This window comes from Pseudomonas sp. 13B_3.2_Bac1, from assembly GCF_025466205.1.
Classification (GTDB): Bacteria; Pseudomonadota; Gammaproteobacteria; order Pseudomonadales; family Pseudomonadaceae; genus Aquipseudomonas; species Aquipseudomonas fluorescens_H.
The window spans coordinates 95,810-118,709 of the sequence record NZ_JANLOG010000117.1 but is presented as its reverse complement, the minus strand read 5'-3'; the positions used below and the strand labels follow the sequence as shown (position 1 = coordinate 118,709).

Sequence of the window (22,900 nt, the reverse complement as noted above, 5' to 3'; positions counted from 1 at the left end):
GCCTGCTGATGTGCAAAGGCGGGCATTATAAGGCTGTGGACCGGGGATGCCAGTCAGTTCTGTGTTGACGGATCCGACCTCTTCGCGAGCAAGCCCGCTCCCACAGGAGGAATGTATTCCAAATGTGGGAGCGGGCTTGCTCGCGAAGGCGGTCGATCAGGCACCACAGAAATCCAGCCCAAACAAAAACGGCAGCCTCGATGGGCTGCCGTTTTGTTTACCGCCGAATCACGCCAGGTGCGAAAGCATTTCCTTGGCTTCGCCACGCTGCTTTTCGTCACCCTCGGTCAACACTTCGTTGAGGATGTCGCGCGCGCCGTCGCTGTCGCCCATGTCGATGTAGGCCTGAGCCAGATCGAGCTTGGTCGCGGCTTCGTCGGTACCGGCGAGGAAGTCGAAATCGTCTTCCCCCAGATCACCACCCAATGCCGCATCGTTTTCAGTGAAGGTCGGCTCGGCAATGCTCTGCGACAAGCGATCCAGCTCGGCGTTGACGTCGTCCAGTTCTGCCGCGAAGGCATCCGGTTCGGCCGGGTTGGTGTCCATCTCGTCGGCCAGCGACAGATCGAAATCGGCCGGCAGCTCCAGATCGTCCTGCGGCACTTCGTTGACGACCGCAGGCTCGACCGGCGACAGGTCTTTCACGCCCTCGTCCAGATCCAGCAGGAAGTCATCGTCCGCCAGGTCCGCCGCCGGGGCTGGCGCAGGCTCGGCACCCAGATCCAGATCGAGGTCGAAGTCCGACAGGTCGTCGAGGTTCTCTTTGATCTCGGTCTGCTGTTGCAGCACCGATTCGAAGCTCAGATCGTCGTCTGCCGGGAATTCGTCCAGCTCTACCGGCGCTTCAGGCGCGACGACAGGGGCAGGCTCAACCGGGGTGATGTTGTCGAGGTCATCCAGGCTCAGGTCGAACGCGCTATCCAGATCGTCTGCCGCAGGAGCAGGCTCAGGTGCAGGCGCCTCTGGCTCGTCGAGCAACAGGTCCTTGACGTATTGCGCGTCGAGCTCGGCGGCGACCGCAGCAGCCGCAAGACCCGCGACCGCGACGACGGCCATGGCCGGGAAGCGTTTTTTCAGTTCTTCGACCTTGGCGAAGTTATCACCGTTGGCCACCAGCTGACGCTCCTGAGCGACGAACGCATCGCGGTCGCCCTGCTGACCGTAGACTTCCATCAGCTTCAGACGCAGATCGCTACGCTGCGGCTCGAGGCTGACGCCCTCTTCGAGCAGCGCGGCGGCCTGATTCAGGCGACCGGCGTTGATGTGCGACTGAGCCTTGTCCAGCACGTCATCGGAACGCTCGGCGGCCGGCGCGACCAATGGCGCGGCAATCGGCTCAGCCATCACCAACGGAGCCACGACTGCCGCTGGCGCTGGCGCAGCTGCCGCGGTGTTGAGCTTGACGCTGGCAGCGGGTACTTCAAGGCCTTCGAAGCTGCTTTCCGGCAGATCCTGCTCGGCAGAGAACTCTTGCTCTTCCGCCAGGGCGCGGGCCATGCGCAGGTGTTTCTCGGCTTCCTGCTGGGCTTTGCGGCGACGAGCCAGCAGCAACAGCAGAAGCAGCAGCACCACCGCACCGCCACCGATCAGACCCAGCAGGATCGGATTGGTCAGCAGTTCGTTGAAGGTTTTATCCTCATCGACAACCGGCTTCGGCGCGACCGCCGGCGTTTCGGCAGGCGTATCGACCGGTGGCGCGATCGCCGACTCTGGCGTTGGCGCCGCTTCTGCCGGGGTGGCTGGCGGGGTCGCGGCCAGTTCGGCGGTGATCGCCGGTACGGCAGCGGTGGCGGCTGGCGCGGCGCCCGGGCCTTCGGCCTGCATCTTCGCCAGCTGATTGTTCTTCAGCTCGATCAGGCGCTGCAGCTTGTCCAGCTGGCTTTGCAGATCGGCCATGCGGCTTTTCAGTTCCTCGTTGTCACGACGGGTCGTGTCGAGGCTTTCCTGGGTGACCGCCAGTTTGTTGCTCAAGGCCTTGGCATCGCCTACCGGGCCTTTGCCACGACCCTTGGCGCCTTCGGCAGACACCAGGCTCAGGTTGTCCTTGGCATTCTGCCCGGTGCCGACATTGCTGCGGCCACGCTTGGTGGCATCGAGCTGCTGCTGGCCGGTACCAGGCTTGGCCACATAGCGACGACCCTGACGCCAGGCTTCGTTCTGCGCCGCCACTTCGGCAATCGCCTTGGACTGCGGCAGTGCGGCACTCTGCGTTGCATCCGGCAGACGCAGCACTTGGCCGGTTTTCAGCCGGTTGATGTTGCCGTCGATGAACGCATCCGGGTTCAGCGCCTGAATCGCCAGCATGGTCTGCTGCACCGAACCGCCGGTGCGCGCCTTCGCGGCAATTTCCCACAGGGTGTCGCGCGGCGTGGTGGTGTATTGCGTCGGGTGCGTGGCACCAGTGGTCGGCGCAGTGATGGTCTGCGACGGCGCCGGTTGCGCGGCGGCGTCAGCGGTCTGCGGCGAGAACTTCGACGGATCCAGCAGCACACTGTAATCGCGCAGCAGACGGCCGTTCGGCCACATTACCTGCACGAGGAATTTCACCATCGGTTCCGACAGCGGCTTGCTCGAAGTCACGCGCAGCACGCTCTTGCCGCTGGCGTTGAGCACCGGGGTGAACGTCAGGTCGTTGAGAAAGGCCTGGCGATCAACGCCGGCCTTGGCGAAATCTTCTGGCGAGGCCAGGCTTGGCACCACTTCGGCAGCGGTGAGATCCTTGACGTCGAGCAGCTCGATCTCGGCCACCAGCGGCTGGTTCAGGGTCGACTTCAGGGTCAGCTCCCCGAGCCCGAGGGCATGCGCCATACCGGAGGACAGCGCCGAGGCGGCCGCTATTGCTAACACCAGTTTGCGAACTTGAACCATAGCCTCATCCTTTGTTTGAACGTTCCTCGGCCAGCGAGAAGATGTTGATTGCCGCTGCCGTAAGGCATTGCGCGCGACGACGACAGACTGCCGCGCGCGATCATTTCTTTGATGCCCCGGAAAGTCCCGGAGGGTGACACGTTGTCAAGTGCTCCGGGCAAGCATAGCGCTCACCTAGAATCAGTCGACAAATTGTTGCCAAGTATCTTTTACAGCAGGTCTTTTATCAACAATTCAGCGACCTGCACAGCATTCAAGGCTGCCCCCTTGCGTACGTTATCTGACGTCAGCCACAGATTAAGTTCCGCCGGGTCATCGACGCCGCTGCGCACCCGACCGACATAGACCACATCCTGCCCCACCGCGTCACCCACCGCGGTCGGATAATCGCCGGCTTCAACCAGCTCGATGCCGGGCGCGTCCTCAAGCGCAGCGTTGACCTTTGCCAGGTCGACCGCGCTCGCTGACTGCAAGGTCACGCTATAGCTATCGCCAAAAAACACCGGGGCTTGAACGCAAGTTGCGGAAATCTTTAATAAAGGCTGCTTCAGCACCTGACGCAACTCCCGCACCAGACGTTTTTCCAGCAGCGTGTGGCCTTGAGCGTCGGGGGTGCCGACCTGGGCCAGCAGGTTGAAGGCCATCTGACGGTCGAAGAACGTTGGCTCCAGCGGACGCATGTTCAGCAGCTCGGCAGTCTGCCGGGCCAGCTCGGTCACGGCTTCGCGACCCTGGGCGGACACGGCCAGATTGGCGGTGACATTAACGTATTGCAGCTCGATCAAATCGAGCAGCGGCGCCAGCACCACGGCCAGCGCAGTGGCCGAAGGACTTGGGCTGCTGACCTGGAACGGCGCTTTCAGACCGGCGACCACCTCAGCGTTGGCTTCCGGCACCACTTGCGGCGCCTGCTCGGCCGGCAACGCACCGGACAGGTCAATCAGCGAGCAACCTGCCGCGTGGGCACGCGCCGCGTAACTCAGGGAAACGGCAGCGCCAGCGGCGAAGAACACCAGTTTGACCTTGCTGAAATCGAACTCGTCGACTTCGCGCACGCGCACGTTCTTGTTGCGAAACAGCACCGAACTGCCGGCGGATTCGCTGCTGGCCAGCAAGTGCAGGTTGCCGACCGGAAAGTCGCGCTCTTCGAGAATCTGAACGAGGGTTTCGCCGACAGTACCGGTGGCGCCGACGACGGCAATATCAAGGGTCTGGGTCATGGTTCTACCTCTGGCGAAACGGGGGGAGCGGCACTTTACCGGGTGACTGGCATGCAGGCAATTTCTGTCGGAATCTGCAGTGTCTGCACCGGCCCCTTCGCGAGCAAGCTCGCTCCCACAGGGGAACGCAGTTCTAATGTGGGAGCGAGCTTGCTCGCGAAGGGGCCAGACCTGACACCGGGAACCCTCAGACATAAAAAAACCCGCACCTCTCACAAGGCGCGGGTTCTTTCACGACTTCAAGCGATCAACGCTCCAGCAGGATCCGCAGCATGCGGCGCAGCGGTTCGGCCGCACCCCACAGCAGTTGGTCGCCGACGGTGAAGGCACCGACGAACTGCGACCCCATGTTCAGCTTGCGCAGACGACCCACCGGTACGTTCAGGGTGCCGGTAACCTTGGTCGGGCTCAGCTCCTGCATGCTGATGTCGCGGTTGTTCGGCACCAGTTTGACCCAAGGGTTGTGCTGGCTGATCAGCCCTTCGATGTCGGCGATCGGCACGTCTTTGTTCAGCTTGATGGTCAGCGCCTGGCTGTGGCAACGCATGGCGCCGATGCGCACGCAGATGCCGTCGACCGGGATCGGGCTCTTGAAGCGGCCGAGGATCTTGTTGGTCTCGGCCTGGGCCTTCCACTCTTCGCGGCTCTGGCCGTTCGGCAGTTCCTTGTCGATCCACGGGATCAGGCTGCCGGCCAGCGGTACGCCGAAGTTTTCGGTCGGGTACGCGTCGCTGCGCATGGCTTCGGCCACGCGACGGTCAATGTCGAGGATCGCGCTGGCCGGGTCGGCCAGTTGATCGGCGACAGCGGCGTGAGTCGCGCCCATCTGCTTGATCAGTTCACGCATGTTCTGCGCGCCGGCACCGGAGGCCGCCTGATAAGTCATGGCGCTCATCCACTCGACCAGACCGGCCTCGAACAGACCGCCCAGGCCCATCAGCATCAGGCTGACGGTGCAGTTGCCACCGATGTAGTTCTTGGTGCCCGCGTCCAGTTGCTGGTCGATGACCTTGCGGTTGACCGGGTCGAGAATGATCACCGCGTCATCGTTCATGCGCAGGCTGGACGCCGCGTCGATCCAGTAACCCTGCCAGCCGGCTTCGCGCAGCTTGGGGAATACTTCGCTGGTGTAGTCGCCGCCCTGGCAGGTCAGGATCACGTCGAGGGTTTTCAGCTCTTCAATGCTGTAAGCGTCCTTGAGCGGAGCAATGTCCTTGCCCACGGACGGGCCTTGGCCACCGACATTGGAAGTGGTGAAAAACACCGGCTCGATAAGATCGAAATCCTGCTCTTCCAGCATCCGCTGCATGAGCACGGAACCGACCATGCCGCGCCAACCGATCAGACCTACACGTTTCATCGCAACTACACCTTCTTGAAAAGTGGGCCGCTGCTTTGTATTGAATTTCGCAGCGGGCCCGAGAGATTACAGATTCCGCAGCGCGGCGACTACTGCGTCACCCATTTCCTGCGTTCCGACTTTGGTACAACCGCCCGAATAGATGTCGCCGGTGCGCAAGCCTTGATCCAGCACCACGCTGACGGCTTTCTCGATGGCATCGGCCGCATCGTGCAGATTGAAGCTGTAACGCAGCATCATCGACACCGACAAAATGGTCGCCAACGGGTTGGCAATGCCTTTGCCGGCGATGTCCGGCGCCGAACCGTGGCAAGGCTCGTACATGCCCTTGTTGTTCGAATCCAGCGAGGCCGAGGGCAGCATGCCGATCGATCCGGTAAGCATCGAGGCTTCGTCGGAGAGGATGTCGCCAAACATGTTGTCGGTGACGATCACGTCGAACTGCTTCGGCGCGCGCACCAGTTGCATGGCGGCGTTGTCGACGTACATGTGGCTCAGCTCGACTTCAGGGTAATCCTTGGCGACCTGCTCGACCACTTCACGCCACAGTTGGCTGGATGCCAGCACGTTGGCCTTGTCCACCGAGCAAAGTTTCTTGCCACGGACCATGGCCATGTCGAAACCGACACGGGCGATGCGGCGGATTTCGCTTTCGCTGTACGGCAGGGTGTCGTAGGACTGACGCTCGCCGTTTTCCAGGGTGCGGGTGCCGCGTGGCGCGCCGAAGTAGATGCCACCGGTCAGCTCACGGACGATCAGGATGTCCAGACCGGCAACGATTTCCGGCTTCAGGCTCGAAGCATCAGCCAGTTGCGGGTAGAGGATCGCCGGACGCAGGTTGCCGAACAGGCCCAGTTGCGCACGGATTTTCAGCAGACCACGCTCAGGGCGGATGTCACGCTCGATGGTGTCCCATTTCGGGCCGCCCACTGCGCCCAGCAGGACGGCGTCGGCAGCACGGGCACGGTCGAGGGTTTCGTCGGCCAGTGGCACGCCGTGCTTGTCGATGGCCGCGCCACCGATCACGTCATGGCTCAGCTCGAAGCCCAGGCTGTACTTGTCGTTGGCCAGCTCCAGCACCTTGACCGCTTCGGCCATGATTTCCGGACCAATACCGTCGCCTGGGAGAATCAGAATCTGCTTGCTCATGCTTTCCTCATGTCATCAGTCGGAGCGCCCGCAGGCGCGCCCGGAAAAATTCTTAGCGCTCGGCCCACAGTACCAATACATCTGTACTGAACGAGCCATCGGCATCAATCTCAAAATATTCGCGCACTTCGTTGCCCATCGACTGCTGCAACTGGCGGATCGCCGCGCGCATCACTTCGGGTGTGCGCATGCGCTCGACCCAACTGCTGTATTCCAGACGCAGGCGCTGACGACTGGTGCTGCGGGTATGCAGCCCGGCCTCGCTGACCTGCCGCAGCCACTCGCCGGCGGAATAATCGCGCACGTGGCTGGTGTCGCGCAGCACTTCGACGCTCTGCAGGTAAGTGTCGAACAACGGGCTGCCCGGTGACAACACGTCGATGAACGCTGCCACGCCACCCTGCTTCAGCACCCGCCGCACTTCACGCAGGGCCACCCCGAGGTCGCTCCAATGGTGCGCCGAATAACGGCTGAACACGTAATCGAATTCGCCATCGGCAAACGGCAGGCGCTCGGCGGCGCCGTTGACCGTGGAGATATTGGCAAAACCGCGATCAACGGCTGCGGCGGCGACCACATCGAGCATTTGCTGCGACAGGTCGTAGGCCACCACTTCTTTCACCAGCGGCGCCACATGAAAACTCACATGACCGGCACCGCAACCCAGATCCAGCACCCGAGCCGCGTCCTGCCCCGCCAGTTCAGCCTGGAGCAGCGCAAATTCAGCGCCCTGAGCGTGAACGGCGCTGCTCAGGTAGGCGGCGGCCTGTTCACCGAATTGCTTTTGTACAACCTGGGTGTGCTGGGCGGTGCTGGTCATAGTCATTTCCTGGCATTTGTGTTGTTTGAGCTGCCGCCTTCGCGAGCAAGCCCGCTCCCACATTTGAAATGCATTCCCCTGTGGGAGCGGGCTTGCTCGCGAAGAGGCCAGCCCTCACTACATCAATCTCGAATCAATTATGCGTCGCGAAACAACCACGGCTGGCTCACACGATGCTTGGCTTCAAACGCCGCAATCGCATCGCCGTCCTGCAAGGTCAGGCCGATATCGTCCAGACCATTGAGCAGGCAATGCTTGCGGAACGCGTCGATCTCGAAGCTCAACACCTTGCCATCCGGACGGGTCACGGTCTGCGCCTGCAGATCGATCTGCAACTGGTAGCCCGGATTAGCCTCGACCTGCTTGAACAGCTCATCCACTTCAGCGTCGCTCAAGATGATCGGCAGCAAGCCGTTCTTGAAGCTGTTGTTGAAGAAGATGTCGGCGTAGCTCGGCGCGATGATGCTGCGGAAACCGTATTCTTCCAGCGCCCACGGGGCGTGTTCACGGCTGGAGCCGCACCCGAAGTTCTCACGGGCGAGCAACACGCTGGCGCCTTGATAACGCTCGGCGTTGAGCACGAAGTCCTTGTTCAGCGGGCGCTTGGAGTTGTCCTGATACGGCTGGCCGACATCCAGGTAGCGCCACTCGTCGAACAGGTTCGGGCCGAAACCGGTGCGCTTGATCGACTTCAAGAACTGCTTGGGAATGATCTGGTCGGTGTCGACGTTGGCACGATCCAGAGGCGCGACAAGACCAGTGTGCTGGGTAAAAGCTTTCATGCTGCGCTCCTTTTAGATCAATTCACGAACGTCGATGAAACGACCGTTCACCGCCGCCGCAGCGGCCATGGCCGGGCTCACGAGGTGGGTACGGCCACCGGCGCCCTGACGGCCTTCGAAGTTACGGTTGGAGGTCGAGGCGCAATGCTCGCCGGACTCCAAACGGTCCGGGTTCATCGCCAGGCACATCGAGCAACCCGGCTCACGCCATTCGAAACCGGCTTCGAGGAAGATCTTGTCCAGACCTTCGGCTTCCGCCTGCGCCTTCACCAGACCCGAGCCCGGTACGACGATTGCCTGCTTGATCGTCGAAGCGACTTTGCGACCCTTGGCGATCACTGCCGCAGCGCGCAGGTCTTCGATGCGCGAGTTGGTGCAGGAGCCGATGAACACGCGATCCAGCTGAATGTCGGTGATCGCCTGATTGGCGGTCAAACCCATGTATTTCAAGGCGCGGACGATCGAATCGCGCTTGACCAGATCCATCTCTTTGGCCGGATCCGGCACGTTCTGATCAACGGCCAACACCATTTCAGGCGAAGTGCCCCAGCTGACTTGCGGCTTGATCTGCGCAGCGTCGAGTTCAACTACGGTGTCGAACTTGGCATCAGCGTCGGAAACCAGGTCTTTCCAGGCTTCAACCGCCTGATCCCACTGCGCGCCTTTCGGCGCGAACGGACGGCCCTTGACGTACTCGACGGTTTTTTCATCCGCGGCCACCAGACCGACGCGGGCGCCGGCCTCGATGGACATGTTGCAGATGGTCATGCGGCCTTCGACGGACAGATCGCGAATCGCGCTGCCGGCGAATTCGATGGCATGGCCGTTACCGCCGGCGGTGCCGATCTTGCCGATCACTGCGAGGACGATGTCCTTGGCGGTCACGCCGAACGGCAATTGGCCTTCGACGCGCACCAGCATGTTCTTCATTTTCTTCGCGACCAGGCACTGGGTGGCGAGCACGTGCTCGACCTCGGAAGTGCCGATCCCGTGCGCCAAGGCACCGAAAGCGCCGTGGGTCGAGGTGTGCGAGTCGCCGCAGACCACGGTCATGCCCGGCAAGGTTGCGCCCTGCTCCGGGCTGATCACGTGGACGATGCCCTGACGGATGTCGTTCATCTTGAACTCGACAATGCCGTACTCATCACAGTTGTCATCGAGGGTCTGAACCTGCAAACGCGAGACCTGGTCGGCAATCGCTTCGATGCCGCCCTTGCGCTCGGGCGTGGTCGGTACGTTGTGGTCCGGGGTCGCGATGTTGGCATCGATGCGCCAAGGCTTGCGCCCGGCCAGACGCAGGCCTTCGAAGGCTTGCGGCGAGGTCACTTCGTGGATGATGTGACGATCGATGTAGATCAGCGCCGAGCCATCGTCGCGCTGTTTGACCAAATGCGAATCCCAGAGCTTGTCGTAGAGCGTTTTGCCGGCCATCAGACGGTTCCTCATCAGCTTGTTTCTATGCCTTGGGCTTATCAATAACCCTTTGGCTTGTGAGGCCGATCCTATGGCGTTACATTAAATAACTCAAATTCATATTTTTTATGCTTTGGATAACCAACTGGAATACGAACCATGGATCTGGCCAACCTCAATGCTTTTATCGCTATCGCCGAGACCGGCAGCTTCTCCGGCGCCGGGGAACGCCTGCATCTGACGCAGCCGGCGATCAGCAAACGCATCGCCGGACTGGAGCAACAACTGAAGGTGCGGTTGTTCGATCGACTCGGTCGTGAAGTCGGCCTGACCGAGGCTGGGCGCGCCCTGCTGCCCAGGGCATACCAGATTCTCAACGTGCTGGACGACACCCGCCGCGCCCTGACCAACCTGACCGGCGAAGTCAGCGGCCGGCTGACCCTGGCCACCAGTCACCACATCGGCCTGCACCGCCTGCCGCCACTCTTGAGGGAATTCACCCGTCGCTACCCACAAGTGGCGCTGGATATTCAGTTTCTCGATTCGGAAGTGGCCTACGAGGAAATTCTCCATGGCCGCGCTGAACTGGCAGTCATCACCCTGGCGCCAGAGCCACACACGCTGGTCAAAGCCACGCCGGTGTGGGACGACCCGCTGGATTTTGTGGTGGCGCCGGAGCATTCGCTGATCAGCAACGGCGCGGTGAGTCTGGCGGATATTGCCGGTCATCCGGCGGTTTTTCCCGGAGGCAACACCTTTACTCATCATATTGTCCAACGTTTGTTCGAAGCCCAAGGGCTGACGCCGAACATCGCCATGAGCACCAACTACCTGGAAACCATCAAGATGATGGTCTCCATCGGTCTGGCCTGGAGTGTTCTGCCACGCACCATGCTTGATGAACAGGTCGCGCGCATACCTTTGCCGGGCATACAGCTCAGTCGCCAGCTAGGCTATATCGTGCACACCGAACGGACGCTGTCGAATGCAGCAAGGGCCTTCATGGCTTTGCTGGATGCGCAAATCGATCTGCCAGGGACTCCGGGCTAACTTGTGCTACTCCTACAGAGCCGCTGTCCCTGTGCCTAACGCCACCATCAGCTCAAGGCCCGTTAACAATGCCCAAATCTGTTGACCGAATTCCGCCGATGCCGCGTATTCAGGCCATTGATCCGCGACGTTCCGAGCAGAGCTGGGAGAGTGCGCCGCAATTGCTCGCCGCGCTCAACGGCGCCCGGCTCGGTGCCTGGTATTGGGACATCGAGCGCGGGCAGATCAGTTGGTCCCGGGGCACCCAGGCGCTGTTCGGCTTCGATCCACGGCAACCGCTGCCGCAGGATCTGGAATACCTCGACCTGCTGCCGCCCGAGGACCGGGCGAAAACTGTCAGGGCATTCCACGCGGTGATTGCCGGAGCACCGCTGGAACAGGCGATGCACCACCGTATCCGCTGGCCCGACGGCAGTCTGCACTGGCTGGAAATCAGCGGCAGTCTGCTACCGGACAAACAGGGGCGTCCTCGAATGATCGGGGTGATTCGTGAAATCACCCACCAGCGCCAACGCGAGCAGGCTCTGAGCAGCTCGGAGAAACGTTTCGCCACACTCTTTCACCTGTGCCCGAACATGGTGCTGCTGACGCGCCAGGAAGACGGTCTGATCACCGAGGCCAACCAATATTTCGAAAGCCTGTTCGGTTGGCCGGTACAGAGCGCCATTGGCCGCACCACCCTGGAACTGGGCCTGTGGGTGCACCCGGAGCAACGCGCAGAACTGGTGAAAAGGACCAAGGCCAAGGGCGAACTGATCAGCATGGAAGTGCAGTTCCGCGCCAGCAACGGGCAGATTCATGACGGCATCCTCAGCGCGCAGAAGGTCGAACTCGAAGGCCAGCCGTATCTGCTCAGCACGTTTCTCGACACCACCGAACGCAAAGCCGCCGAACACGCCTTGAAAGACAGCCAGGAACGCCTCGATCTGGCGCTGGACTCGGCGCAGCTGGGCACCTGGGACTGGCACATCCCCAGCGGCATGCTCTATGGCTCGGCACGGGCCGCGCAACTGCACGGGCTGGAGCCGATCCCGTTTCACGAGTCGTTCGAAGAGTTCTTTGAAGGCGTGCCCGGCGAAGAACGCGACAGCATGCGCGACGCCTACCGCAGCCTGCGCGAAGGCCCGGCGGGCAATTATCAGCTGACCTACCGCGTGCAATTGCCGGATGGCAGCTCACGCTATCTGGAAAGCCGCGCCCGCCTCTATCGCGACGAGAACGGCGCGCCGCTGCGCATGGCCGGGACCTTGCTGGACATCACTGATCAGGTCGAGCGCGAGCAACGTCTGGTGGCCTCGGAAGAGAAATTCGCCACGTTGTTCCAGGTCAGCCCCGATCCGATCTGCGTCACGCGCCAGGACAGCGGCGAGTTCATCGAAATCAATAACAGCTTCACCCAGACCTTCGGCTGGAGCGCCGCCGACGTGATCGGCCGCACCGCCGAAGACATCGGCCTGTGGGACGCCTCGGCGAAAAGCCTGCAACGCATCGAGCGGGTGATCCGCGAACAGGGCCTGAGCAATGTCGCGATCATCGTCCAGCACAAGGACGGCCAGTCGCTGACCTGTGTGATTTCCAGCCGACAGATCAGCGTTGGCAATCAGCCGTGCATCGTCACCACTTTGCGCGACATCACCCAGCAGCAGCGCTCCGAAGCCGCACTCAAGGCCAGCGAAGAGAAATTCGCCAAGGCGTTTCACTCCAGCCCCGATGCGATCACCATCACCGAGCGCGACACCGGGCGTTATCTGGAGGTCAACGACGGTTTCTGCCGCCTCACCGGCTATCGCGCGGAAGAAGTGGTGGGCAAAACCGTGTACCAGATCGGCATCTGGGCCGAAGAGAAACAACGCTCGGCGCTGTTTGCCGAACTGCAGATCAAGGGCCGCGTGCATCATCAGGAAATGCTCGGGCGCAACAAGCGCGGCGAACTGCTGACCGTGGAAGTGTCGATCGAACCGATCACCCTCAACGAAACCGCGTGCCTGCTGCTGACCGCCCGGGACGTCAGCCTGCTGAAAAATGCTGAAGCGCAGATCCGTCACCTGGCCTATCACGACCCGCTGACCAATCTGCCCAACCGCGCCCTGCTGATGGATCGCCTGAGCCAGCAGATCGCCCTGCTCAAGCGCCACAATCTGCGCGGCGCGCTGCTGTTCCTCGATCTTGACCACTTCAAGCACATCAACGACTCGCTCGGCCACCCGGTCGGCGACACGGTGCTGAAAATCGTCACTGCGCGGCTTGAAGCCAGCGTGCGCATGGAAGACACGGTGGCACGTCTCGGCGGCGATGAATTCGTGGTGCTGCTCAGCGGTCTGGAAGGCACTCGTAACGAGGTCAGCGCACAAGTGCGGGAACTGGCCGACACCATTCGCGAACTGCTGTCGGAGCCGATGTTCCTCGACGGCCAGCGCCTGCAAGTGACGCCGAGTATCGGCGTGGCACTGATTCCCGATCACGGCTCGACCCCGACCGATCTGCTCAAGCGCGCAGACATTGCCCTGTACCGCGCCAAGGACTCCGGGCGCAACACCACGCAGATGTACCACAACACCATGCAGAAAGCGGCCAGCGAACGGCTGCGCATGGAGACCGATCTGCGTCTGGCGTTGTCCCGTGGCGAATTCAACGTGCACTACCAGCCGCAGGTCGATGCGCGGGACAACCGCATCATCGGCGCCGAAGCCCTGGTGCGCTGGAATCACCCGGAACTCGGCGCGCAATCGCCCACCGAGTTCATCAAGGTGCTGGAAGACAGCGGCCTGATTCTGGAAGTCGGCACCTGGATCCTCGACGAGGCCTGCGAAGCGTTCAAACAGCTGATTGCCTTGAAACTGGTTGACCCGTTCAATTTCAGCCTGTGCGTGAACATCAGCCCACGCCAGTTCCGCCAGAACGACTTCGTCGAACGCATCGAACACAGCATGAGCAGCCACGGCCTGCCCTGCTCGCTACTTAAACTGGAGATCACCGAAGGCATCGTCATCCAGAACCTGGAAGACACCATCAGCAAAATGCGCCGCCTGAAAAAACTCGGCGTGAGCTTCGCCATGGACGATTTCGGCACCGGCTATTCATCGCTGACCTACCTCAAACGCCTGCCGGTGGACACCCTGAAAATCGACCAGTCATTCATCCGCGACGCGACCACCGACCCCAACGACGCCGAGATCATCCGCGCCATCGTCGCCATGGCCCGCAGCCTGGAACTGGAGGTGATTGCCGAAGGCGTGGAGACGCCGGAGCAACTGGCGTTCCTGCAGGGGCTGGGTTGCCATCTGTATCAGGGCTATCTGCACAGTCGGCCGGTGGCGTTGGAGGCGTTGAAAAAGATGCTCGAATGACGAGCACAAAAAAAGGGCGCCGGTGGCGCCCTTCTTTTTTGCTCGGCCTTATTGCAGAGCCGGCTTTTGCGCTCCGCTGATCGGGATGCGCTTGGCTTTCGCTTCTTCCGGGATCACCCGCAACAGGTCGATGCTCAGCAGACCATTGCTCAGATCGGCGGCCTTGATCTCGATGTGATCGGCCAGGCGGAAGGACAGCTTGAAAGCACGCTGGGCAATGCCTTGATGCAGGAAGGTCACGCCCTCGTTGGCATCACGCTTGCCGCCACTGATGGTCAGCACACCCTTCTCGACTTGCAGCTCCAGGTCTTCTTCCTGGAAACCGGCTGCCGCTACGACGATGCGGTATTGATCGTCACCGTGTTTTTCCACGTTGTAGGGTGGGTAGGTGCTGCCTGGCTCGTTGCGCAGCGCGGTTTCGAACAGATCGTTGAAACGGTCGAAACCAACCGAGGAACGGAACAGTGGTGCCAGGGAAAATGCAGTACTCATGGTTCAAATCTCCTGAAAACAATCAGCAAGGTTTTTTGACTCCGCGACCCGAATTCGGCATCGCGTACCCCTTAGATAGGGACCGCCAAAATGATTTCAAGAGATTATTTGAAGATTTTTTTCAGGCCGCTTCGGCGACCGGCAAGCCCAGTAAACGCGAGACTTGATCCGGTTCTGTCTCACGACGCAGCACGGTAAACAGCTCGGTGGCCTCGGGATAATTGCGCGTCAGCATCGCCAGCCATTGCTTCAAGCGACCCGGCGATTGGCGTGCAGTCATCTGCGCCTTGGCTTGCAGCCAGAAGTCCTGAATCAGCGGCAGCAGCTCGGCCCAGCTCATCTCGACCACTTCTTCACCGGCGCGCGCGGCAGCGATCTGCCGGGCCAGATCCGGGCGTGACACCAGACCGCGACCGAGCATGATGTCTTCGACGCCACTGATCTCGCGGCAGCGGCGCCAGTCCTCGACGCTCCAGATATCACCGTTGGCGAACACCGGCACCTTGACCACGTCCTGCACCCGCGGAATCCACTCCCAATGCGCCGGCGGCTTGTAGCCATCGACCTTGGTCCGGGCGTGAACCACGATGTGCTCGGCGCCGCCCTCGGCCAGCGCAGTGGCGCAGACCAGCGAACCGTCCGGGCTGTCGAAGCCCAGGCGCATCTTCGCGGTGACCGGGATATGTGCCGGCACAGCGCGACGCACGTGTTCGACGATGCTGTTGAGCAGTTCCGGCTCCTTGAGCAGCACTGCCCCGCCCCGGGATTTGTTGACGGTCTTGGCCGGGCAGCCGAAGTTCAGGTCGATGACTTCCGAGCCGAGCTCGCAGGCCAGCGCCGCGTTTTCCGCCAGGCACACCGGATCGGAACCCAACAATTGCACACGCAGCGGCACGCCGGAACGGGTGCGGGCGCCGTTGAGCAACTCCGGGCCGAACTTGTGGAAGTAGGCCGGGGTAAGCAACTGATCGTTGATCCGAATGAATTCGGTCACGCACCAGTCGATGCCGCCAACGCGGGTCAGCACGTCGCGCAGGATGTCGTCGACCAGCCCCTCCATGGGCGCCAGGGCAATTTGCATGGGGAAAACACTACTCAGGAAGAAAAAACGTGCCGCAGTTTACTGGATATCGCGCAAATCCGCAGAACAACACTCTTTCCTGTGGGAGCGAGCTTGCTCGCGAAAGCGGTGTATCAGTTGATGCAACCGTCACTGGCCCACCGCTTTCGCGAGCAAGCTCGCTCCAACATTAGAGCTGCACTGTTTCTGGATTTTGGATCGCCGGGCCATAACCCTCGATGAACTCCGCCGGCATGCGCTTGGGCTTGCCGGTAGACAGTTCGATGCAGACGAACGTGGTTTGGGCGCGCAGTAAAGTGGCGTTGTCGCTGGGGCGGATCAGCTGGAAGTGGCGGGTCATTTTCAGGCGCTGATCCCAATCGACGATCCAGGTCGCCAGTTGCAGTTCGTCGCCTTCGTAGGCCGCCGCCAGGTAATCGATTTCGTGGCGCACCACGGCCATCGCCCGGTCCAGGCGCCGGTACTCGACCAGATCCAGCCCCAGCCGCTGCGAGTGGCGCCAGGCGCAGCGTTCGAGCCAGGTCACGTACACCGCGTTGTTCGCGTGGCCCAGCCCGTCGATGTCCTCGGCGCCTACTTGCAGATCAATGGTGAACGGCGTTGCCCGATCCCAGCCCATGCCCCACTCCCGGTCAGATTATTCAACCGGGGCAGTGTAACGGATGTCAGGCCGATTGCCGCGCCTGAAGGCTGCGCCCCGCCAACAGTGATAACACCCCATCAACCACCCGAGGGTCGGCCAGCACTCGCTGGTGGCCGCCGCTTTCCAGGCGCAGCAGACGACTGTCGAACCATGATTCGTGGATCAGTTGCGATTCCTTGACCGAGACGAAGGTGTCGTCCTCGGCATGCACGATCAGGCCCGGCATATCCAGTTGATAGTGCGCGACATCGAGGGTCGCGGCACGCATGCCGACGTCCTGCTCGACCTGGCGGATGAACGCCGAGCGCGCCCGCGGTGGCATGCCGACATAGCGGGCAAAACCGCGCAGCACGCCGAGGATCCGCGCGGGAGCTGCGATGCTGACGAGGGTTTCGGTGCGCAGGCCCAGTTGCACGGCAAGCATGGCGCTGGCGCCGCCCATCGAGTGGCCGATGACGGCTTGAAGAGGTGGCAGTTCCGCAGCGGCTTCGAGCATGGCGCGGGCGAACAGCACGACATTGGCCTCGCGCCCCGGTGAGCGGCCGTGGGCCGGGCCGTCCAGCGCGACAACGGTGTAACCGGCCTCGACCAGCGCGGTGATCAACGCTGCAAACTGCGTGGGTCGCCCTTCCCAGCCGTGCATCAACAGTACCGCCGGTCCCTGGCCCCAGCGCAGCGCCGAAAGGCCGAAACGCAGCGTGATGCGTTCGGCGCTCGCCAGCAGCGGCAGCTCCCAATCGCGCAGCGGCAGCGAACGTGGCGTCATGAACGCCTGACGCATTTTGCTTGCTACCCGTTGCGGTGCAATCCAGCCCAAGGTGCCATTAACGCCACGAACCCACTTCAACGTGTTCATCGCTCTCTCCTCAGGCGAGTTGCCTTCAGGTCAACGCACCGCCGACTTGGCAGCGCGCAGCAATCGATCGGATAAATCGCCCGGGCCCAGCGCGCGTGCCAACGCCAGACCACCCACCATCAACGCCACATCGGCCAGCGCTTTGTCGGTGTCCTCGGGGCTGGACGCCAACTGCGCAATCATCAGTTCCAGGTGTTCGTTCAGCGCGATGCGAAACGACTCCGGCAAACGTCCCAACTCGCCGATCGAAGCCGGAATCGGACACGCGGCGTCGCTGGAATCCCGATGCTTGCGCGACAGGTAGAACGCAGCGACCAGGGCGCGACGCTCTTCGCCGGTCAGCTCGGAGTCCATGTCGGCAATCAAGTCGCGTCGACGTCCCAGCAATTGCTTGAACGCCTCGAGCATCATGGCGTCCTTGCTTTCGAAGTGCGCATAGAAACCTCCGACGGTCAGGCCTGCAGCGCCCATCACTTCGCCCACGCTGGGATCTGCTGGGCCACGCTGGATCAGTGCGGCGCTGGCAGCCTTGAGGATGCGTTCGCGGGTTTGAGCTTTTTTATCGTTCATCGTTGCCTCCGAATATTACGACTAGAATATTATTCGCATAATAATATTCTGCAAGTCGAGGATATGACCGCTGGTCTGAAGCACAGTGTAAGGAAAAAGGAGATTTGGCCAAATGCCAGACAAACAAAAGGGCCATTCAATAATTGAATGACCCTTATAAATCCCGCAGAGCGGGTAATCGTGGCGTCCCCTAGGGGACTCGAACCCCTGTTACCGCCGTGAAAGGGCGGTGTCCTAGGCCACTAGACGAAGGGGACACAAACCCTTCTATACAGCTGATCAGTGCTGAGATCTGATCTGATTCAAGGCCGGTGTGGCCAGACCTTGAACTGTAAATTGGTGGAGCTAAGCGGGATCGAACCGCTGACCTCCTGCATGCCATGCAGGCGCTCTCCCAGCTGAGCTATAGCCCCGGATTTTTCGCCTCGCGGCGGAGTGACATCTTGCAACATCACTTCTGTAAAACTGGCGTCCCCTAGGGGACTCGAACCCCTGTTACCGCCGTGAAAGGGCGGTGTCCTAGGCCACTAGACGAAGGGGACGCAAACCCTTCTATACAACTGATCAACGCTGAGTGTTGATCGCTTCGGAGCCGGTGTGGCCAGGCTTCGAAGTGTAAATTGGTGGAGCTAGACGGGATCGAACCGTCGACCTCTTGCATGCCATGCAAGCGCTCTCCCAGCTGAGCTATAGCCCCTCATCGTTGATGTCATCGCTGAGGACGGGGCGAATCTTAAGGGCGTATCGAAAGCCTGTCAAACTTATTTTTGAAAAATTTCAAAGTTTTTTGTCGGCATAACAATCACTTACCGCCCTCCCCCCGAAAATCCGGGGGAAAAACGCCGAAGGCCGGAATCAAACGATCCCGGCCTTCGGTGGTTACTGCAGAGTCAGACGTGCTCAGGCAATCGCGCCCAGCAGCTTTTCCCACTCTTTGTTTTCTTTCTTCGACACACCGCCCAGCAGATCGATCGCCTGGCGCAGACGGAAACGGGTCAGGTCCGGGCCGAGGATTTCCATTGCATCGAGCACCGACACCGAACTGGCCTGCCCGGTGATCGCGGCAAACATCAGCGGCATCGCGTCACGCAATTTCAGCTCGAGGGATTCGACCACTGCCTGAATCGTTGCGGTGATGTTGTCCTTCTCCCACTGCCGCAGGCTTTCCAGCTTCCACAGGATCAACTGCATCAGCTGACGCACCTGATCACCCGAGAGCTTTTTCGACTCGAACAGCTTGGCATCCGGGTTCACGCCACCGGCAAAGAAGAAGCCGCCCAGCGGTGCAACCTGACTGAAGGTTTCCACGCGACCCTGCACCAGCGGTGCGATCTTCATCATGTATTCGGAGTTGAACGCCCACTTCTGCACGCGTGCGGCGAACTCTTCCACCGGCAGGTCACGCAGCCACTGGCCGTTGAGCCACGACAGTTTCTCGATGTCGAAGATCGGCCCGCCGAGCGACACGCGCTTGAGGTCGAAGTTGTCGACCATTTCCTGCAGCGAGAACTTCTCGCGCTCGTCCGGCATCGACCAGCCCATGCGACCGAGGTAGTTGAGCATCGCTTCCGGCATGAAGCCCATGCGCTCGTAGAACGTCACCGAGGTCGGGTTCTTGCGCTTGGACAGCTTGCTCTTGTCCGGGTTACGCAGCAGCGGCATGTAGCACAGCTCCGGCTGCTCCCAGCCGAAGTATTCGTACAGCAGAATCAGTTTCGGCGCCGATGGCAGCCATTCTTCGCCGCGCAGCACGTGGGTGATGCCCATCAGGTGGTCGTCGACCACGTTGGCGAGGAAGTACGTCGGCAAGCCGTCGGTCTTCATCAGCACTTGCATGTCCATGCGATCCCACGGGATCTCGACATCGCCACGCAGCATGTCCGGCACCACGCAGACGCCTTCGGTCGGCACTTTCATGCGGATCACGTGCGGTTCGCCAGCCGCCAGGCGGGCCGCGACTTCTTCCTTCGACAGCAGCAGCGCGCGGCCGTCGTAACGCGGGGTTTCGCCACGCGCCATTTGTTCGGCGCGCATCTGGTCCAGTTCTTCAGCGGTGCAGAAGCATGGGAACGCATGGCCCATGTCGACCAGTTGCTGGCAATACTTCTGATAGATATCGCCACGCTCGCTCTGCCGGTACGGACCGTGCGGGCCGCCAACGTCCGGGCCTTCGCTCCAGTCGATCCCCAGCCAGCGCAGGGCGTCGAAGATCTGCTGCTCGGACTCGCGGGTCGAACGCAACTGGTCGGTGTCTTCGATGCGCAGGATGAACTCACCGCCATGCTGCTTGGCAAAGCAGTAGTTGAACAATGCGATGTAAGCGGTACCTACGTGGGGGTCCCCGGTAGGCGATGGCGCGATGCGAGTGCGGACGGTGGTCATGGCATGTCTCGAAAAGAATGAAAAGCAAAGAACAATCAAGCCGCGAATGGTAACAGGCGACACCCGCCCCGCTCCAGCGGACAGGGCATTTAAGCCAAGTTTGCGTCTGTAACGCCCATAGACCGTGGTGACGGGCCGAATATCAGCCATTGGCATTTACCGTTTATCGGCTGTATGCCAGATTCAGCCGCAGAGAACTTTCCTTACAATTCCTCGACTACAGTTTGCCTCATGCCTGCCCAACTCAAGCGTCGCCTGTTTATTTTCCTGCTGCTGGTTCTGTTGATTGCCGGGGGCTTCTTCGCCCATTGGTTTTTCAAGGGCCGGTTTTATGAAAGCACTGATAACGCCTATGTCCAGGGCGAGATCACCCGCGTTTCCAGCCAATTGAGCGCACGCATCGACGAAGTGCTGGTGCAGGACAACCAGCATGTGGAAAAGGGCCAGTTGCTGGTGCGCCTAGAACCCGCTGATTTCCGCCTGGCCGTCGATCGCGCCAATGCCGCCCTCGCCACTCGCGAAGCTGAGCGTTTGCAGGCACAGAGCAAGTTGACTCAGCAGGCCAGTCTGATCGCCTCCAGTGACGCACAAGTCGCCGCATCGCAGGCCACGCTGGGCCGCTCGCAGGTCGACTTGTCGCGCGCCGAAACCCTGCGCAAACCCGGTTACGTTTCCGAGGAGCGGGTGACCACCCTCTCCGCTGACGCCCATATCGCCCGCTCGCAAGTGGCCAAGGCCCAGGCCGATGCACAGAGCCAGCGCCAGCAGGTCAACGCACTCACCGCCGAGATCAAACGCCTCGACGCGCAGATCGCCAACGCCCGCGCTGATCTGGCGCAAGCCGAACTCAACCTGACCCGCAGCGAAATCCACGCGCCGATCAGCGGCCTGGTCGGCCAGCGTGCCGCACGCAATGGCCAAGTGGTGCAGGCTGGCGCGTATCTGCTGTCGATCGTCCCCGATGAAGACATCTGGGTGCAGGCCAACTTCAAGGAAACTCAGATCGGCCGCATGCTCCCCGGACAAAAAGCCGAGCTGACCTTCGACGCCTACAGTGACACGCCGATCGAAGCACGGGTCGACAGCCTGTTCGCCGCCTCCGGTGCGCAGTTCAGCCTGCTGCCGCCGGACAACGCCACCGGCAACTTCACCAAAGTCGTGCAGCGGATTCCGGTGAAACTGACGTTCAAGGCCGACAACCCGCTGCACGGCGAGATCCGCCCGGGCATGTCGGTCACCGCCACCGTGAATATCAAAGACGCCCCAGACAATGGCCGGTGATTCGCTGATCCGCCCGGTCGGCGAACCGACCCGGCGGGACTGGATCGCGGTGATGAGCGTGATGCTCGGCGCCTTCATGGCAGTGCTCGACATTCAGATCACCAACTCTTCGCTCAAGGACATCCAGGGCGCGCTGTCGGCGACGCTGGAAGAAGGCTCGTGGATTTCCACCTCGTACCTGGTCGCGGAAATCATCATGATCCCGCTGACCGCGTGGCTGGTGCAGCTGCTCTCAGCGCGACGCTTGGCGGTATGGGTGTCGCTGGGTTTCCTGGTGTCATCGCTGCTGTGCTCGATGGCCTGGAGCCTCGAAAGCATGATCGTCTTTCGCGCCATGCAGGGTTTCACCGGCGGCGCGCTGATTCCGCTGGCGTTCACCCTGACGCTGATCAAACTCCCCGAACACCACCGCGCCAAAGGCATGGCGATGTTCGCCATGACCGCGACCTTCGCCCCCTCCATCGGCCCGACACTCGGCGGCTGGCTCACGGAAAACTGGGGCTGGGAATACATTTTCTACATCAACATCCCGCCGGGGCTGATCATGATCGCCGGGCTGATGTACGGGCTGGAAAAGAAGGAAGCGCACTGGGAACTGCTGAAAAGCACCGACTACACCGGGATTCTCACACTGGGTGTCGGCCTCGGTTGTCTGCAGGTTTTTCTTGAAGAGGGCCACCGCAAGGACTGGCTCGAATCGAACCTGATCGTGACCTTGGGCAGCGTTGCCCTGCTGAGCCTGATCACCTTCGTCATCGTGCAGATTTCCAAACCCAATCCGCTGATCAACCTCGGCATTCTGCGCAATCGCAACTTCGGCCTGTCGAGCATTTCCAGCCTCGGCATGGGCGTCGGCTTGTATGGCTCGATTTATCTGCTGCCGCTGTACCTGGCGCAGATCCAGAACTACAACGCCCTGCAGATCGGTGAAGTGATCATGTGGATGGGCGTGCCGCAGCTGTTCCTGATTCCGCTGGTGCCGAAGCTGATGAAGTTCGTGTCGCCGAAGTGGCTGTGCACCCTTGGCTTTGGCTTGTTCGGGCTGGCGAGTTTTTCTTCGGGGGTGCTCAACCCGGATTTCGCCGGGCCGCAGTTCAATCAGATCCAGATCATCCGCGCGCTGGGTCAGCCGCTGATCATGGTCACCATTTCGCTGATCGCCACGGCGTACATCCTGCCGCAGGACGCGGGGTCGGCGTCGAGCCTGTTCAACATCCTGCGCAACCTGGGTGGTGCGATCGGCATTGCCCTGCTCGCCACGCTTTTGGATGCGCGGACCAAGACCTACTTCGATTATCTGCGTGAGTCGATTGTGCCGACCAACCCGCAAGTGGCCGAACGCATGGCCTCAATGACCGACCGGTTTGGCAGCGACACCGCGGCGCTGGGCAAGATGAGCGAGATCGTGCATCAGCAGGCGCTGATCATGGCCTATAACGATGCGTTTCACTTTGTCGGGATTGCGCTGGGGATCAGCATGCTGGCGATTTTGTTGACCAAAAAATTGCCGGCGGGGTTGAAGGCTGGGGAAGCTCACTGATTTTTGTGGTGTCTGGACCGGCCTCTTCGCGAGCAAGCCCGCTCCC

17 protein-coding genes and 4 tRNA genes are annotated in these 22,900 nt (G+C 61.2%); 4 read left to right on the top strand and 17 right to left on the bottom strand.

The genetic code is table 11. The features are described from left to right. Window positions 1-228: 228 nt before the first annotated feature. The 7 genes from NTD85_RS19785 to leuC all read right to left on the bottom strand — a co-directional run bounded on the left by NTD85_RS19785 (window position 229) and on the right by leuC (window position 9,630). Window positions 229-2,868, bottom strand: a complete 2,640-nt coding sequence (locus NTD85_RS19785) for a FimV/HubP family polar landmark protein (protein ID WP_262142989.1) — start codon at window positions 2,866-2,868, stop codon at window positions 229-231. 209 nt (window positions 2,869-3,077) lie between these two features. Further along, entirely contained in the window at window positions 3,078-4,088 is a 1,011-nt protein-coding gene (locus NTD85_RS19780; RefSeq protein WP_262142988.1) for an aspartate-semialdehyde dehydrogenase, read from the bottom strand. Between the two features lie 247 nt (window positions 4,089-4,335). Further along, entirely contained in the window at window positions 4,336-5,448 is a 1,113-nt protein-coding gene (asd, locus tag NTD85_RS19775; RefSeq protein WP_003226428.1) for an aspartate-semialdehyde dehydrogenase, read from the bottom strand. Window positions 5,449-5,514: 66 nt separating this feature from the next. Continuing rightward, complete coding sequence (gene leuB, locus NTD85_RS19770; protein ID WP_262142987.1) at window positions 5,515-6,597, bottom strand: 3-isopropylmalate dehydrogenase; 1,083 nt, start codon at window positions 6,595-6,597, stop codon at window positions 5,515-5,517. Window positions 6,598-6,649: 52 nt separating this feature from the next. Beyond that, complete coding sequence (locus tag NTD85_RS19765) at window positions 6,650-7,417, bottom strand: class I SAM-dependent methyltransferase (RefSeq protein WP_262142986.1); 768 nt, start codon at window positions 7,415-7,417, stop codon at window positions 6,650-6,652. A gap of 137 nt (window positions 7,418-7,554) precedes the next feature. After that, complete coding sequence (leuD, locus tag NTD85_RS19760; protein ID WP_103484400.1) at window positions 7,555-8,199, bottom strand: 3-isopropylmalate dehydratase small subunit; 645 nt, start codon at window positions 8,197-8,199, stop codon at window positions 7,555-7,557. Window positions 8,200-8,211: 12 nt separating this feature from the next. Beyond that, window positions 8,212-9,630: a 3-isopropylmalate dehydratase large subunit gene (gene leuC / locus NTD85_RS19755; protein ID WP_095136733.1), complete on the bottom strand. Its 1,419-nt coding sequence runs from the start codon at window positions 9,628-9,630 to the stop codon at window positions 8,212-8,214. A gap of 141 nt (window positions 9,631-9,771) precedes the next feature. Here leuC and NTD85_RS19750 point away from each other — a divergent pair, with 141 nt between their 5' ends. Together NTD85_RS19750 and NTD85_RS19745 are read left to right on the top strand one after the other, a co-directional pair. Beyond that, window positions 9,772-10,662 (top strand): LysR family transcriptional regulator, encoded by an 891-nt coding sequence (locus NTD85_RS19750; RefSeq protein WP_007969232.1) that lies wholly within the window; start codon window positions 9,772-9,774, stop codon window positions 10,660-10,662. 68 nt (window positions 10,663-10,730) lie between these two features. Then, on the top strand, window positions 10,731-14,009 hold the full coding sequence (locus tag NTD85_RS19745) for a PAS domain S-box protein (protein WP_003226438.1): 3,279 nt from the start codon (window positions 10,731-10,733) through the stop codon (window positions 14,007-14,009). A gap of 48 nt (window positions 14,010-14,057) precedes the next feature. Here the strand turns inward: NTD85_RS19745 and NTD85_RS19740 are convergent, their stop codons facing one another. The 10 genes from NTD85_RS19740 to gltX form a co-directional block, all read right to left on the bottom strand. Then, window positions 14,058-14,501 (bottom strand): Hsp20 family protein, encoded by a 444-nt coding sequence (locus NTD85_RS19740; RefSeq protein WP_003226440.1) that lies wholly within the window; start codon window positions 14,499-14,501, stop codon window positions 14,058-14,060. A gap of 121 nt (window positions 14,502-14,622) precedes the next feature. Continuing rightward, window positions 14,623-15,582, bottom strand: a complete 960-nt coding sequence (locus NTD85_RS19735; protein ID WP_003226441.1) for a tRNA dihydrouridine synthase — start codon at window positions 15,580-15,582, stop codon at window positions 14,623-14,625. A gap of 169 nt (window positions 15,583-15,751) precedes the next feature. Continuing rightward, a complete protein-coding gene (locus tag NTD85_RS19730; RefSeq protein ID WP_103520446.1) occupies window positions 15,752-16,201 on the bottom strand; it encodes an acyl-CoA thioesterase in 450 nt (149 codons plus the stop codon). Between the two features lie 46 nt (window positions 16,202-16,247). Continuing rightward, the gene (locus NTD85_RS19725) at window positions 16,248-17,081 is read right to left on the bottom strand and encodes an alpha/beta fold hydrolase (protein ID WP_003226446.1); all 834 of its coding nucleotides are present in this window, start codon (window positions 17,079-17,081) and stop codon (window positions 16,248-16,250) included. A gap of 30 nt (window positions 17,082-17,111) precedes the next feature. Next, a complete protein-coding gene (locus NTD85_RS19720; protein WP_045122549.1) occupies window positions 17,112-17,651 on the bottom strand; it encodes a TetR/AcrR family transcriptional regulator in 540 nt (179 codons plus the stop codon). 181 nt (window positions 17,652-17,832) lie between these two features. Further along, window positions 17,833-17,908, bottom strand: a tRNA-Glu gene (locus tag NTD85_RS19715). Window positions 17,909-17,988: 80 nt separating this feature from the next. Beyond that, window positions 17,989-18,064: transfer RNA gene (locus NTD85_RS19710), tRNA-Ala, on the bottom strand. A gap of 53 nt (window positions 18,065-18,117) precedes the next feature. Further along, window positions 18,118-18,193: transfer RNA gene (locus tag NTD85_RS19705), tRNA-Glu, on the bottom strand. A 79-nt stretch (window positions 18,194-18,272) separates the two neighbouring features. Continuing rightward, window positions 18,273-18,348: transfer RNA gene (locus NTD85_RS19700), tRNA-Ala, on the bottom strand. Between the two features lie 203 nt (window positions 18,349-18,551). Continuing rightward, window positions 18,552-20,033: a glutamate--tRNA ligase gene (gene gltX / locus NTD85_RS19695; RefSeq protein WP_103484287.1), complete on the bottom strand. Its 1,482-nt coding sequence runs from the start codon at window positions 20,031-20,033 to the stop codon at window positions 18,552-18,554. 231 nt (window positions 20,034-20,264) lie between these two features. On the opposite strand from gltX, the gene NTD85_RS19690 reads away from it, so the two are divergent. Next, a complete protein-coding gene (locus tag NTD85_RS19690; protein WP_262142985.1) occupies window positions 20,265-21,314 on the top strand; it encodes an HlyD family secretion protein in 1,050 nt (349 codons plus the stop codon). A 49-nt stretch (window positions 21,315-21,363) separates the two neighbouring features. Next, window positions 21,364-22,854 carry an MDR family MFS transporter gene (locus NTD85_RS19685; protein ID WP_262143058.1) on the top strand — a complete coding sequence of 497 codons (1,491 nt, stop codon included), beginning with the start codon at window positions 21,364-21,366 and terminating at the stop codon, window positions 22,852-22,854. Window positions 22,855-22,900 lie beyond the last annotated feature (46 nt).